The organism is Clostridium ihumii AP5 (assembly GCF_000612845.1).
In the GTDB taxonomy this organism is placed as follows: Bacteria; Bacillota; Clostridia; order Clostridiales; family Clostridiaceae; genus Clostridium_J; species Clostridium_J ihumii.
In genome coordinates this window covers 39,925-53,506 of record NZ_CCAT010000041.1, presented here as the reverse complement: position 1 = coordinate 53,506, position 13,582 = coordinate 39,925, and the positions used below count along the sequence as shown (strand labels likewise).

Here is a 13,582-nt window from a genome sequence, read left to right as displayed (position 1 = left end):
GGCTTAGAAAAATAAGACGAACTAAAAAATAATAATTAAAAGGCAATAGAGCAGTACCATAATGGTTCTTTTTTATTGCCTATTTTTATATAGAAGGAAGTAGCTTAATATAACCACTTCCTTCTATATTTGATTTTTAAATATTAAAATTCTCCAAATGAAATTCCAACAATTTGATCACTAAACAAAGTTAAGTATTTTATATGAGATATACACTCAGGATTAGAATAAGGTCTTATGGTAACATCTTTTAATAATATTGAACTGGTATCATTTATTAAGGATAAATTCTCATTCTTTTCTTTAAGTCTAATAATTTCATCATTACGAATTTCAAATATTTTTGGAATTAATTCATTTATGAGAATTTCGCTTGGAGTATCTTTAGTATTGCTCAATTTTAATGGTATACCTTCCATTATTCCAAAATTAGTAAGGATAACAATAGTGGTATTTTCACCAACGGATATGTTTTTTAATTCACCAGATTTTAAAAAATCTATTGATTTACAAAAGCAATCAAAAGTAAGACACTTTAAATCAATTCTATCTTCTATTAAATTTGGATTAGACATCTTAAATCACCTCCTTCAAAAAATATTGTATCATGTAAAAATAAGTAAAGAAAGGATTGCGATGTAAATGAAATTAATGGATTTAAAAAGAAATAGTGAAATTAAGAAAGTTAACTATAATATAAGACTTAATTATAGTACAAGTGTAAAGACAGAGAAAGAAATTACAGAAACTGTTAATGAATTTAAAAATAAATTAAGCAACGAATTTAAACAAAGGTAGGTGTAATATGGAGGAATTATTAAAAGTAGCAGGAACACAAGGAATATGGTGTCTTGCATGTATATTACTTACAATATATGTGCTTAAAACTACAAAAGAAAGAGAAGATAAATTAAATGCAACTATAGATAATAACCAAAAAATAATAATGGATTTAACTAAGAATATAGAAGTTGTAACAGAAATAAAACAAGATGTTGAAGACATAAAAGAAAAATTGAAATAAGGTGGGGTTATAAATGGATAGTTTTTTAACATGGGAATATATTGCTACATTCGTAGGTATGGTTTTTGCTACATCAATGGTAGTTGAATTTATAAAAGAAATTAAAGGTATTAAGAATATACAAACCAAATATTTGACAGTTATAGTGGCATTTATATTAATTATGATAGTTAATATAGCATTGAAAACTTTTAAATTAATCAATTTACCATTAATGTTATTGAACTCAATATTAATAGGATTTACAAGTACAGGACAATATGATTTCCATTACAGAAAAGTTAAAGTAATTGAAGACAATAAGGAGAGTGATATTGATGCAAAGTAGAAGTGCAAGCAATTTAAAAGGAATAGATATTTCAAATTGGCAAGGAGATATAGATTATAATCAAGTTAAGGCAAGTGGAATAAAAGTAGTATACATGAAAGCATCCGAAGGAAGTAATTACAAGGATGCTTTTTTAGAGCAAAATTATAGTAGAGCAAAAGAACAAGGATTAAAAGTTGGATTCTATCACTTTTTTAGAGGAGATGCTATAGGTGAGGCTCGATGGTTTGTAGAATGCATTAAAAATAAAGTTTCAGATTGTTTATTAGCATTAGATATAGAAGTAAATTGTGGTATGGATAAAAGTACACTAACTAGTGCATGTATAACATTTTTAGAAGAAGTAAAAAGATTAACAGGAAAAAATGTTGTTGTATATACTTATACATCTTTTGCTAGGGAAAATTTAGATTCAAGGCTTTCAAAATATCCAGTATGGATAGCTGATTATGATGTTAATCCACCTAGTTACAATGGTATATGGTCCAATTGGGTAGGATTTCAATATACAGATAAGGGATATGTTCCAGGTGTAAATGGGAATTGTGATGTTAATGAATTTAATAGTGGAATATTTAATGGAGTTGTAACTATTAATAAAAATGAGGGAATTGTTACAGCTGATGTATTAAATGTTCGAAATAAGCCTAACGGAAATATAATAGGAACATTATTTAATGGAGCAGTTATAAGGATAGATAAAAAAGTAGATACTTGGTATTCAATATTTTATGGAGACCATGGAGGATATGTATCGGCAGATTTTATAAAAACAGAGTTTGCTAAAGAGAATATAAAAAAAGAGGTGTATGATATGAAAACAATAGTACTTTATTTTGGTGACATGGATGCAAATGCTGCGATATATGTGGCACAGAAAAATCAATGTCCTATGATGAAGAAAAGTGACTTCGATGTTAGTGGATTGAAAGCTGAAAAGATTATTCAAATAGGTGGAAAAGCTGGTAGTACTAGATATGATAGCTTAAAAGATGCAGGCAAATTAGTTTAGTTTTAAGGTAGTTCTTTTAAGAACTACCTTTTATTTTTTTATAAAAATTCTATTTATAAACTATAGGAAATATTAGAAAAGTAAATTTAATATGAATAAAATATGTATAAAATTAATGATTTTTGTAAAAAACTGTACATAAAGGAAATTTTATTATATTATATAATTAAAAAGATTGAAAATTTATACAACTGTTTATGTAAATGTTTGTATATTTATGTGAATTATATAATATATTAGGATGGAGAAGAAAAATGAACTTTGAAAATAGAACATACCCAAGATAAACCGCTTACATTTTCATGTGTAAATGATTATGGACAATTGTTTATAGCAAATTGTATTGAATTAGAAGAATATGAGCAATGGTTATTTGTTCCAATTAGTGAAGCAAGATTAATTCGAGCATTAAGAGGTAACATACGTGCATACGATATATATAAAAATCCAGAGGGAGAGTTCTTATGGAAGGTAACTATTTCTGCATTTACATATAAAAATGGAAGTGCAACAATAATAAATTCTAAGAATATTTCAGATGATGATTTACCAGAAGAAGATATTGTATATTCTATATATGAAAGTAAAGAGTTGAATTTTAAAAAAGAAGAAAGTAATAAAATGATTGAAGAATCTGTTTTAGAGAGAAGGGAAATCTTAGATATATCATTAGAACCAAACAATACACATGAGCATGAAATGGATATAGATGTTTTGGGGAAATTTTTAGAAAAAACTCAGAATATAGTTAATTTAATTGCATATAAGAAAGGAATAAGTCGTAATATACCTCAGAAAATTAAAGAGAATAATAAGTTGAAATGCGTAAATCTTTATGCTGCATCATTTGGAATTAGAATGAAATCAGATAAAATAGCAAACATATTAAATGAATCAGATTTACAGAATTCGTTGAATGTTTTTATGGATATTTTAGAAAATAATTATAATGTTGAAACTCTTATGGATATATTTAAAAATTTAAATCCATTGGTAAGTGTGCAATATAAAGAATTTTTAAGATTTTTAAAGAAGGAAAATCTAGGTATAAAAACATATTTTGCATCACCTAATAAAAAATATAGACACATATCTATTAATAAAGATGAAATATCTAAAAATCTTGAAATGATAGAAAATGAAGTAAGTGAATTGGAAAAAGAAATTGAATTTATTGTAAATGTTGTAGCAATAAATGTATCACAAAATAAATTTGAATTTGAAACAAATGATGGAATAATTAAAGGTATAATATATGAAGGCATTAATATAGAAGAGTATAGATTACCTAAAAGGGCACAGGCTAAAATAAAAGTTATCAGTGCTTTAAATAATATAACAATGGAAGAAAGTATAAAATATATATTATTGAATTTAGTATATTTAGATGATATGTAATAATTAAAAAAAACAATTATGTTTAGGTAGTTTTTGATAGCTACCTTTTATCTTTTATATATTCTAATTTAATTGTTTTAAATTAGAATATATAAATTATCAAACAAAATAGTTATAAGAATTTAAGGAGGATTAAATGGGAAAATACAAATATAAAGATAACATTTTAAAAATATATATCAACAATAAATGGCAAAAAATAGACTTACAGGAATATGATTTTATAGATGAAATAGGAAATGGAGCTAATGGAATTGTTTTAAAGGCGCAGCATAAAATTACCCAAAGAATAGATGCTATAAAAATATGGATGCCTAATAAAAAATCAAAAGATGGAAAAGTATCAGAAAAGCAATATTTAAATGAAATAAGAAAAATATCAAAGTTGAATCATAGCAATATTGTGACTATTTACAATGCTCATGTTACGGAAGATGGTATATATATGTCTATGATGGAATATATTAAAGGCAAATCTTTAAATGAATGGTTAAAAGGTTATAATGGTATTGATAAAAAAATTAGAGTATGTAAAAAAATTTTACAAACTGTATTAGATTATCAAAGTAGTGGAATTATTCATGGAGATCTTCATGGCGAAAATATTATTATTAGTAAAGATGAAAATATACATATAATTGATTTTGGTACAAGTCTATATGGACATAGAAATCAATCAAAAGAGAGGGAAAATTATTTTTGTATTGATTTAGTAAAAAAAATTCTAGGAGAATATTATAATGAAAAATGTTTTGCAATAAAGAATTATAAATTAAATAATAAAATAATTTATGACAATGATTCGAGATTATGTGAGCCTATATTAGTTACAAAAACATTAATTCATTATATTGAAATTGTAAATATTAGAATTTTATCGAAAAATCTTAATGACAAAGAAACATTAATTGAATATTGTTATAATATAGCACATGGAATATATTTTAATTTAAATGGAGTACTTAAAGATGTATTAAGTTGGAATGATGTAAAAATAAAAGATAACTTTTTAAATTGTCTGTATGCAAATATTGATAATACTATGTTTGGGGAATGTAATTCATGTAGATCTGAAGATATAAGTTTCACAACACTGTATATATATTATGAGATTTTTAAAGAAATTAAAGAAGATATTAATTATGAAGAAGCAAAAGAGAGTTTTTTAAAACTTTATCGTCAATGTGTAAGTGAGGATGAGTATATAAAGAATATAAGTAAATTAAAAAATTCAAAAGCAAATTCATATATTGATTATCACAATGAACTAATAGATACTAGGGGAAATTCAATTGAAATTTACGAACTTCATATGCATAACAGAATGATTTTGAGTGATATTATAATGTATTACAATGGTTTTATGATATATGAGGTTTGGAAAAGATTAAATATAATTTGGTTGGATGAAAAATTACATAACAATATTTTGAGAATATCATTTATTTGTGTTCAAAATGGTTTTGTAGATTAGATGAAAAATATATAATTTTAAACTTAATTCGCACTAGCTTTATATTGTTGTAAATTTGAAAACACATAAATAAACAAAAATTAAGAGAAATGAATAAATAAAGAGCCAGTAATCTAATTATACTGGCTTTTTATTCTTAATAATTAGTGACATCTATCACATGGATCGCTTTTTCCACTCTCTTCAATAGTTCCTTCTAAAATAGTTTTACTCCTGGATAATGTTGGACAACTTCTTGTAGTATGATAACTCTTACCTTTAGGTGTCCAATATACTATACCGGAACTACTACTTGCATCTTCTGTATTACTTGGAGCAGGTGTTGGTTCTGGTTGTGGAGTTGGAACTGGCACAGGTGCAGGAGTGACAACATTTGATGAATTTCCTCCATTACCAGTACTATTTTTATCTAAATTCTGTTTATTATATTCATCAGGATTGATATTGTCAAATTCATCATTGACTACGTTACCGTTTAGAGTATAAGTATAGCTATAATGACTTGGAATTTGAGTAGTTGTATCTGGATAAGTAATTATTGCAACAAAATCTGTACAACCACCAGCTTTTCTTATAGCATCTTCCATATAAGCTTGATCTCCATGTCTATTAAGAGTGCTATTTTGAGGAGTTATATTATAAGCATTAGAAACTCCACCAAGTGAATCAGCAATTACATGTCCTTTATCTAGAGATTTACTTTCAACCCCAGGAACTTTCGCTTCATCGTTATAATATCGCCCCTTGGAATTGACTGGTTCTTTTGAATCATCTTGTAGAATAATCTTTTTAGCAGTTACTTTCACCAATTGACCATATTCATTGGTAAAAGCATAGTACTCTCTATTACCAAAACCTATATTTACAACAACGTTAGGCTCTCTATGACCTGATAAATCTCCACCATCTACTTTTATTAACTTGTATCCTTCAAATTTATTTTCAGTAGGTGTATCAGCTTTTTTACGTTCTTCTTTTTTCTCCTGTTTCTTTTCTTGTTTTACTTCATCTTTCTTGTTACTTTCTGATACGACTTTTTGCTTACTTGTAGTAGCTACCTCATTTTTGCTACTTGTATCAGATGGCATTATAATCATTGTAATTATTAATGAAGCTAAAACAATACCAATTAAACTAGAATAATATTTCTTTGGCTTAACCTTAAATTTTTTATTAAATAGAATTACAGATACAGGAGCAATTACGAAACCTGCAATCAATAAAAAATCTAAATCTAATCCAACTGCTATAAATCCTATACTAAAAAATATAGCAATTGTACCTAATACAGTACTAAGTGTCCATTTAAATTTATCCATTTTTCAAAAAATCCCCCTAATTAAGTTAATCTTTGTATGTTATTCTAATACCTAAATTTTACAATGTGGTATTTAAGATGTCAAACGAATGATTAAGAATAGCAATAATGTTAATACAAGAATATCAGATTAATTTTATAGGTGAGATTGTATTGTGACATAGAAAAACAAGTATCTTATGATAAAGTGAATTTAAAGACTAAAAAACAATAACTATAGATGTAAAAGTTAATAGTAATAGATATGATAGTTTGAAATATGATGATAAATTAATATAGAAAGGTACTAAATAAAAATTTTTTATAGTTTTATAAAAATAGAAGGAATATTACTATTTTTATAGAAATAGTAATATGATGGTTTTACAAAAATGTAATGTCACGTAAATTTTTAACGATTTCTTAAGATTAGGAATTTAATATTTGAAATTGAAATAAAATTAAAGTGAATATTTGTAAAAAGCATATAATAAATAAAATTAGAAATATGGGGTGAATATTTTATGAATAACCAAAATCATATAGATATGCAAAATTTATCGAAAAATTTTAAACCAACTGAATTTATGAGTAATATAAACTCAAAGAATGAAAAGAGTTTTAGAATAGATAATACATTAAGTTGTGTGGCATCATTACGTCATAGAACAGCTGAAGATATGTATTGTTTTGATTTATTTTTTGAAAAAGGCAATGAAGATATTGAATCTAAATTATGTGCAAAATACTGTCTTTCAGATATATTTCAAAGTACAATTCCATTTCAAATTAACTATTTTCCTAGAAAAGATCAAATTAAAGAAAATAGAAAATATGAATTAACAGATGAGCTATTAACTGAAATAAGCAATAAATTTAATTTTAATGGTAATTTGGCAGAAGAATTAGTAGAAAATATAGTTGAAGATTGTGAAGAGATATGTTTAAATCAACCAATAGGAATTAAGACTCAAAATAAATATCAGCATGCAAGTACATTTAGAGAAACAGATGTATACTATATTACAAAAATAAATATTAAGCATCATAAATTACACGAGTAATGTAAAGTAAATATAGAATAAAATAATAAATATTATTTTAAAGGAGAGGTTTTATATGTTAAATAGTAAACAGGTAAATAAATTTGTAGAATCATTAGGATTATCTTATACATGGACGAACCCTGAAAAAGGTTCTAATGCTATAATAGTTGAAAATTCGATAGAGTATAAGCCATTTGCATGTAAACTAAAAGATTTAAGAACTGAGAAAATCTATACTTACAATACTACAGATAAATTTAAAGAATTATGCAAAGAATTGTCAGAAATTAAAAAATGAATTTATAAAAAATCTATATTAAAGTTATTTAAGCATATATATATAGTATATTAAAATGTGGTTTTTATAACCACATTTATTTTTTTGAAGCATAAAGCGTCTAATAAACACAGATTAATTCTAATTTTGTTGAAAATATGTAAGTATATGTAATTTAGTTGTATTATAAGTTTAGATATTAAATTTAAGGGGGAGAAAAATGAAAAGACCTATTTTTTTAATAAGTAGACAAGATGCTATAAACAAGGGTTATAAAGCATGTAGTAAGTTTAAATCTTGATTCTATAAAACATATACTTTATAGAAAATGACATAAAGAGAGGTTAAATATGGATATTATAGAATACATATTATCTAATATAGAAAAAATTTCAATAGTACTAACATTATTTGTTGCTTTTAACACATATCTATTTAATTATGAAGCCAAAGCACATTTTGGCTCTCTAGAAATAGGTGTTACAACGAATAATAAGATATTACCAATAATTAATGGAATTGTATTTTTTGAATATATACTAGGAAGTATGCTTATAGCACATAACATTAATAAAAATAAATATGAAATAGATGGCATTCTAAATAATGAAATCTTTCATTATTGTGCTATAATTACGATAATTGTAATATTGTGTTACATTTGTTTTAAAGAAGAAAATAAATTAAAGTTATTTTTGGAAGAAAAATATGAAGGAAGATTAAATAAAAAGAGTAATAAAATAATTGTTATAAAGGTATTGTTATTACAAGTTATAATTGCTATTGCTTTAGGTTGTTTAAGTGTGAATTCTTTTCAAAACGATATTAATACAACATATGATAAACATGGTGTAGTTTTGAATATATGTATATATTTTAGTATTCATTTTTTTATATTGAAAATATCAAGCATAATGTTTTATAAATCAAACATACTTTATTTGAAACTATATAGATTTACAATAACTGAGCATGATAGTATTGAGGGATATTTAATTGGAGTGTTTAATGATTTCTTTAAAATTAAAGATGTTGATAATAATATAAGATTTATTAATAAAGATGCAATAAAAGAAATTATAGAAATAGATAAATCAAGTGTAGAAAATACAAAAAAAACAAATAAGTCATTGAAGTTAGATTATTCTTCTGAAATTGAAGAAAATACATATTTGGTAAAGGTAAAAAAAAATTAGATAATAAAAAATGTAAATTAATATATAGAATTTATTTAATACATATAAAGGAAACTAAACTATAATATCGAATAATATAAAATTAGAGGTGGTATTGTGGGGGTTAGAAATAATTTAAAAGAAATTCGTATGGCTGAATATCTTATGAATTCAAAAGAATTTTGCAAATTATTAGGTATAAGTCAAAGTACTTATAGTCAAATTGAAAGTAATAAACAACAAGGGAATATAGAAACAATATTAAAAATTTCAAAGGCTCTTAATCGAAAGGTAGAAGATATTTGGTACCTTGAAGATTAAGGGCCTTTTTTTTTACATCTAATTTCATAAACAAAAATAAAAATTATAAATAAAAATATTTTTCATAAACAGGAAACTTTTTACAACAACTGAATAGAATATAGTATAAGACAATGGAGGACATCTAAACCATATGGAGCCATATTAAGATAAAAAGTATGCATGTGGTGTAATTGTACGACAAATAAGTGTGAATTCATTATGGATTAGCATTGTAGTCCATTGGAGTTAAATAGGGAAAATGGAGGTTAAAAGTATATGCATAGAACTGAAAATGAGAAAAAAGAAAGAATGCGAATATCTTTAAGTTTTAGTGAAAAAAGCGAGGAGGAAATAAAACTATATGATAAGTTAAAAAGCTATAGTAATACATCTAGTATAATTAAGGATATTTTATTAGGAAGGTTACCAATAAGTGTATTAGGACTTAGTGAAGATAAGACTAAATTTGAGTGTATTGATTTAAAAGAATTATTTAAAAACTAGGAGGTACAAAAATGTTGGGAAAAGGTGAAATTGTTTTAGTTTATGATGGAGATCTAATTGGTTGGACAATAGGAGAGTTAGAGAAAAAATACAATGGTGACAAATGGAGCATTAGAACTAAAGAAAATAGTTCTTTAGTTAGGCATATAAAAGAAGATTATACAAAATTACAAGATGATGGCTGCGGATATGTAGTAAACGACAGTTTAAACATAAAATTAAGAATAAAAGGAACTAAATTAATATTTGAGTTTCAAAATAGTAATTAGACATAAAGAAAAACACCCTTTATGCATAAGGGTGTAGTTAACCTAAGAAGCTATAGTACACTTCCTTGCGTTGCTACGTTCGTATACTCTAGCGTATGCAACTACATTTAAAAATGTGCTAATTGTAACTATATATTAAATGCTAATTAACAATTTATTTACATTCCTATAAGATTAGTTACTATTTTAGCACCCATTTGTAGGCCTGCAAAAAGTAAAGCTATTCCAAATTCTACTGTCATTTTATAAACACCACCTTATATTTTTTAACTACTAATACTATAACCATTAAATAAAATACTATACATTTTTATTTGGGAGGGAATTTTTAATGAAAATAATTGGATTTTATGAAAATAGAAAAGTTAGAAGAATTAAAAATAAAATAGATTTTGCAGAGGAAGCTGCAAGTAAAATAATTTCAGATAAAGCAATGACAAAAAATACAGTCATGATATTAGGAAGTTTGTTATATATACAAAATAGTTTGGTATTAGCAGATAGTGGAGTTACTACACCTTTGGATAATTTGGGATTTAGAGTACTTGGGATAATACAGGGTATAGGATATTGGGTTTGCTTAATAATGTGCATTAAAGAAATTATAAAATCAGTTTACTCTGGTGGGCAAGCTAAAGATGTAGGTAGTATCATAATAAAGTATTTAGTTGTATTTGGAAGTTTACACTTTGTACCAAGGTTATTTGATGAAATACCTGCTTGTTTAAGTAATTAGGAGGTTACGGCATATGTATGTTAGTGTAATTGCAGTAAGTGGAACAATAGACAAATTAACAGAAGGAGTACAAACAATAGCAAAAGGCTTTGAATATTTATTTCATCCGACTCACATTTTAATAGATTTGTGGAATGGTTTAGTTGAAATATCAACACCAGTATGTTTAACTAGTGCATTAGCTTGTATAATCCTTTATGCAATGGGATATAAAAAATATGGAAAAGGAATAACATTATCATTTATTATATATGTTTTAATACAATCTATAGGGGTGATAACAAAATGAAATCATTATCAATGCCATTAGATAAATATTATCAAATAGTAAAACCTACTTATGTATATTTAAAGGTTGTACCTCACAAAAGTAATAGAAATCAAAACACATCAAATCTAGCAAAAGCTATTTGTGGAATGTTTAAAACAATAAACCAAAGAATAGAAAAAATTGAACATAAATATATCTATCACACTGATTGGAAGTGTTCTTATATGATAGATATAAATAAAACTGATGCAAATGATATATGTTTTTATTTTATAGTACCAAATCATTACAAAAATTTAGCTAAAGAAAAAATTAGAGAAGTTTGGAATAAGAGTTATATAGAAGAAATAGATAACATAGAACCTTTCAAAAAAGATGCAATAAAATATCAACTTAATTACAAATTTGAAGATGCTCTTAGCTTAAAAATTGATAAAAGCAGCAATGAACCACTAAATTCTATTTTGAATGTATTTGATATTATGGAGAACGGAGACAGGGTAAGTATATTATATAATTTTAAATATTATGGACCTTACATGTGGGAGAATAATTATAAAAATTCAATAGAAAAGTGGGAAAATCACAAATCATTAGAGAAACAACGTGGAACTGGATATTTTGTAAAGGCTATAGCAAATGTAGTAGTTGATATATTAGATATGATATTAGGTGTTTTTACGGACTTATTTGGAGGAGCTAAGGCTAATACAAAACAAGATTTGAGTTTAGTTGAATCTTTGGCAGATGTTATAAATGGGAATAGAAAAAATTTATCTAATGCTACATTAAGAAAAGGGAATAAAAATGTTCTTAAAACACAAATTGTGATTATGTCAGATAGTAAAAACGCAAATAGAGCAAATATAAATGCATTAAGTGTGTGCAATGCATATAAAGTTCTTGATGAAGATAATTCACTAGTATATAAGAAGATTAAAGAGCCATTAGAAATAGAAGATAAAGCATTTAAGGGAGTAGATACTAATCTTATTAGTGTTGATGAATGTCAAAACCTTCTACAAGCACCAGGCAGGGAGTTACTAAATCAATTTAAAATAGATCATATTAAAGTTATAGAAAATCCAGTACCAAAAGAGTTATCTACAGGTATTGCATATCTAGGAGAAGTCAAATATAAAGAAAACATATATAAATCATATTTAGAAGATACTTACGATAAAGGAAGTTTACCATTAGTGCAAGTTGGAGCTCAAGGGTCAGGAAAGTCTACGTTTATGGCCAATTATTATAGGTTTGTTAATAAAAGAAAAGAAGGCGGCGTTGTAATAGATTTTATAAAAAATTGTGAAATGAGTGATGAGGTTATAAGTTATTTACCTAAAGAAGATATGATTATTTTAGATTATACTAAAGAAGAGTGTCTTCAAAGTTTTGCATTTAATGAGTTTGAGATTACAGAAAATATGGACACATTCACAAAGCTTAGTTTAGCAAATTTACAAGCACAACAGGTATTAGTATTTATAGATTCAATAAATCAAGAGCAACCATTACAAGCTAGAATGGGGAAATATCTTAGTGCAGCATCTAATGTAGTATTTGCAAGTGGAGAAACATCTTTGAAAGAAGTTATAAAATGTTTAGAAAATCATAAAGTACGATATTCATATATAAATAAATTGAATGAAAGAGAAAAGCAATTATTAGAAGATGAAATAAATGATTTGAGTGAGATAGATGAATACTCTAAACCAAAGGATAATTCTAAACCAGAAGTTATAGGCACAAAAGAAAGTAAGATAGAGGGAATATTAGACAGGGTAAGTGTATTAAGGCGAGATTTTAAATTAAAATATATGTATAATAAAAATAGTATTAATAATATAAATTTTGCAAAAGAACTTGAGACAGGAAAAACTATAATAATAAGAATGCCACAAGATAGTGTAAAAAAACATGCTAAAAATGTTATAGTTACATTTTTATTAAGCAAAATTTGGGTTGCTACTGAAATTCGTGGTAGATGGAATAAAAAACCTAAACCAACTCATATATGTATTGATGAAGTGTTTCAATGTAAAACTGCAATGAGAATGTTAGATACTGATGATATATTACCACAAACAAGAAAATTTGGTTGTAAATTTATGTTTAGTTGTCAGTACACAGAACAAATACAAATATTACTAGATACACTTATAGGAGCAGGAGCTAGTTTCATGTTTCTTTGTGGAACTAGTGAAAAAGATTTTAAACTATTTGAAAATAAATTAGATAATTTTGAATATGAAGATTTGAAGTATATGGAAAACCATAGCAGTATGAATTTAATATATTATTCAGGAGGATATGCAAGCTTTATAAGTAAATTACCACCACCTATAAAAAATAAAACTTCCGACATTCTTCCTACGGTCATAAAAATATGATAAAATAAAATATAATATGGTAAAATATGAAAATGCAATGTAAGCAAGTCATACCAATGGCTAGAGAATATTTAA

General features: G+C 25.4%; 17 protein-coding genes. 15 read left to right on the top strand and 2 right to left on the bottom strand.

Going from position 1 to position 13,582, the window contains the following annotated elements; genetic code table 11:
* Positions 1-143 precede the first annotated feature (143 nt).
* Positions 144-575 (bottom strand): hypothetical protein, encoded by a 432-nt coding sequence (locus BN346_RS05605; RefSeq protein ID WP_034440340.1) that lies wholly within the window; start codon positions 573-575, stop codon positions 144-146.
* Positions 576-642: 67 nt separating this feature from the next.
* Between BN346_RS05605 and BN346_RS21535 the strand changes: the two genes are divergently transcribed.
* From BN346_RS21535 to BN346_RS05580, 6 genes are all read left to right on the top strand, one after another.
* A complete protein-coding gene (locus tag BN346_RS21535) occupies positions 643-798 on the top strand; it encodes a hypothetical protein (RefSeq protein ID WP_158644452.1) in 156 nt (51 codons plus the stop codon).
* A gap of 7 nt (positions 799-805) precedes the next feature.
* Positions 806-1,024 (top strand): BhlA/UviB family holin-like peptide, encoded by a 219-nt coding sequence (locus BN346_RS05600; protein WP_034440337.1) that lies wholly within the window; start codon positions 806-808, stop codon positions 1,022-1,024.
* Between the two features lie 13 nt (positions 1,025-1,037).
* A complete protein-coding gene (locus BN346_RS05595; protein ID WP_034440335.1) occupies positions 1,038-1,352 on the top strand; it encodes a hypothetical protein in 315 nt (104 codons plus the stop codon).
* Complete coding sequence (locus BN346_RS05590; protein WP_051540067.1) at positions 1,342-2,364, top strand: GH25 family lysozyme; 1,023 nt, start codon at positions 1,342-1,344, stop codon at positions 2,362-2,364. Before BN346_RS05595 ends, BN346_RS05590 begins: the two co-directional genes overlap by 11 nt.
* A 261-nt stretch (positions 2,365-2,625) precedes the next feature.
* Complete coding sequence (locus BN346_RS05585; RefSeq protein WP_034440332.1) at positions 2,626-3,762, top strand: DUF6575 domain-containing protein; 1,137 nt, start codon at positions 2,626-2,628, stop codon at positions 3,760-3,762.
* Positions 3,763-3,898: 136 nt separating this feature from the next.
* Positions 3,899-5,236 (top strand): protein kinase domain-containing protein, encoded by a 1,338-nt coding sequence (locus BN346_RS05580; RefSeq protein ID WP_034440329.1) that lies wholly within the window; start codon positions 3,899-3,901, stop codon positions 5,234-5,236.
* Between the two features lie 143 nt (positions 5,237-5,379).
* On the opposite strand, the gene BN346_RS22045 is transcribed toward BN346_RS05580, so the two are convergent.
* Complete coding sequence (locus BN346_RS22045; protein WP_242838397.1) at positions 5,380-6,555, bottom strand: DNA/RNA non-specific endonuclease; 1,176 nt, start codon at positions 6,553-6,555, stop codon at positions 5,380-5,382.
* Between the two features lie 502 nt (positions 6,556-7,057).
* Between BN346_RS22045 and BN346_RS05570 the strand changes: the two genes are divergently transcribed.
* The 9 genes from BN346_RS05570 to BN346_RS05530 all read left to right on the top strand — a co-directional run bounded on the left by BN346_RS05570 (position 7,058) and on the right by BN346_RS05530 (position 13,507).
* Positions 7,058-7,597 (top strand): hypothetical protein, encoded by a 540-nt coding sequence (locus BN346_RS05570; protein ID WP_034440326.1) that lies wholly within the window; start codon positions 7,058-7,060, stop codon positions 7,595-7,597.
* A gap of 55 nt (positions 7,598-7,652) precedes the next feature.
* Positions 7,653-7,877, top strand: a complete 225-nt coding sequence (locus BN346_RS05565; RefSeq protein WP_034440324.1) for a hypothetical protein — start codon at positions 7,653-7,655, stop codon at positions 7,875-7,877.
* Between the two features lie 329 nt (positions 7,878-8,206).
* On the top strand, positions 8,207-9,052 hold the full coding sequence (locus BN346_RS05560; RefSeq protein WP_034440323.1) for a hypothetical protein: 846 nt from the start codon (positions 8,207-8,209) through the stop codon (positions 9,050-9,052).
* 96 nt (positions 9,053-9,148) lie between these two features.
* A complete protein-coding gene (locus BN346_RS05555) occupies positions 9,149-9,352 on the top strand; it encodes a helix-turn-helix transcriptional regulator (RefSeq protein ID WP_034440322.1) in 204 nt (67 codons plus the stop codon).
* A 258-nt stretch (positions 9,353-9,610) separates the two neighbouring features.
* Positions 9,611-9,838, top strand: a complete 228-nt coding sequence (locus BN346_RS05550; RefSeq protein WP_034440320.1) for a hypothetical protein — start codon at positions 9,611-9,613, stop codon at positions 9,836-9,838.
* 11 nt (positions 9,839-9,849) lie between these two features.
* The gene (locus tag BN346_RS05545) at positions 9,850-10,107 is read left to right on the top strand and encodes a hypothetical protein (RefSeq protein ID WP_034440317.1); all 258 of its coding nucleotides are present in this window, start codon (positions 9,850-9,852) and stop codon (positions 10,105-10,107) included.
* A 331-nt stretch (positions 10,108-10,438) separates the two neighbouring features.
* Complete coding sequence (locus BN346_RS05540; protein ID WP_034440315.1) at positions 10,439-10,843, top strand: hypothetical protein; 405 nt, start codon at positions 10,439-10,441, stop codon at positions 10,841-10,843.
* 13 nt (positions 10,844-10,856) lie between these two features.
* Positions 10,857-11,132, top strand: a complete 276-nt coding sequence (locus BN346_RS05535) for a hypothetical protein (RefSeq protein ID WP_034440313.1) — start codon at positions 10,857-10,859, stop codon at positions 11,130-11,132.
* Entirely contained in the window at positions 11,129-13,507 is a 2,379-nt protein-coding gene (locus BN346_RS05530; protein ID WP_051540065.1) for a type IV secretory system conjugative DNA transfer family protein, read from the top strand. Before BN346_RS05535 ends, BN346_RS05530 begins: the two co-directional genes overlap by 4 nt.
* Positions 13,508-13,582: the final 75 nt, after the last annotated feature.

Bases quoted from the DNA above. Each gene is read 5' to 3' on its own strand.
- BN346_RS05580 (WP_034440329.1), top strand. From the start codon at position 3,899: ATGGGAAAATACAAATATAAAGATAACATTTTAAAAATATATATCAAC.
- BN346_RS21535 (WP_158644452.1), top strand. From the start codon at position 643: ATGAAATTAATGGATTTAAAAAGAAATAGTGAAATTAAGAAAGTTAAC.
- BN346_RS05560 (WP_034440323.1), top strand. From the start codon at position 8,207: ATGGATATTATAGAATACATATTATCTAATATAGAAAAAATTTCAATA.
- BN346_RS05600 (WP_034440337.1), top strand. From the start codon at position 806: ATGGAGGAATTATTAAAAGTAGCAGGAACACAAGGAATATGGTGTCTT.
- BN346_RS05590 (WP_051540067.1), top strand. From the start codon at position 1,342: ATGCAAAGTAGAAGTGCAAGCAATTTAAAAGGAATAGATATTTCAAAT.
- BN346_RS05565 (WP_034440324.1), top strand. From the start codon at position 7,653: ATGTTAAATAGTAAACAGGTAAATAAATTTGTAGAATCATTAGGATTA.
- BN346_RS05545 (WP_034440317.1), top strand. From the start codon at position 9,850: ATGTTGGGAAAAGGTGAAATTGTTTTAGTTTATGATGGAGATCTAATT.
- BN346_RS05550 (WP_034440320.1), top strand. From the start codon at position 9,611: ATGCATAGAACTGAAAATGAGAAAAAAGAAAGAATGCGAATATCTTTA.
- BN346_RS22045 (WP_242838397.1), bottom strand. From the start codon at position 6,555: ATGGATAAATTTAAATGGACACTTAGTACTGTATTAGGTACAATTGCT.
- BN346_RS05535 (WP_034440313.1), top strand. From the start codon at position 10,857: ATGTATGTTAGTGTAATTGCAGTAAGTGGAACAATAGACAAATTAACA.
- BN346_RS05595 (WP_034440335.1), top strand. From the start codon at position 1,038: ATGGATAGTTTTTTAACATGGGAATATATTGCTACATTCGTAGGTATG.
- BN346_RS05540 (WP_034440315.1), top strand. From the start codon at position 10,439: ATGAAAATAATTGGATTTTATGAAAATAGAAAAGTTAGAAGAATTAAA.
- BN346_RS05570 (WP_034440326.1), top strand. From the start codon at position 7,058: ATGAATAACCAAAATCATATAGATATGCAAAATTTATCGAAAAATTTT.
- BN346_RS05605 (WP_034440340.1), bottom strand. From the start codon at position 575: ATGTCTAATCCAAATTTAATAGAAGATAGAATTGATTTAAAGTGTCTT.
- BN346_RS05530 (WP_051540065.1), top strand. From the start codon at position 11,129: ATGAAATCATTATCAATGCCATTAGATAAATATTATCAAATAGTAAAA.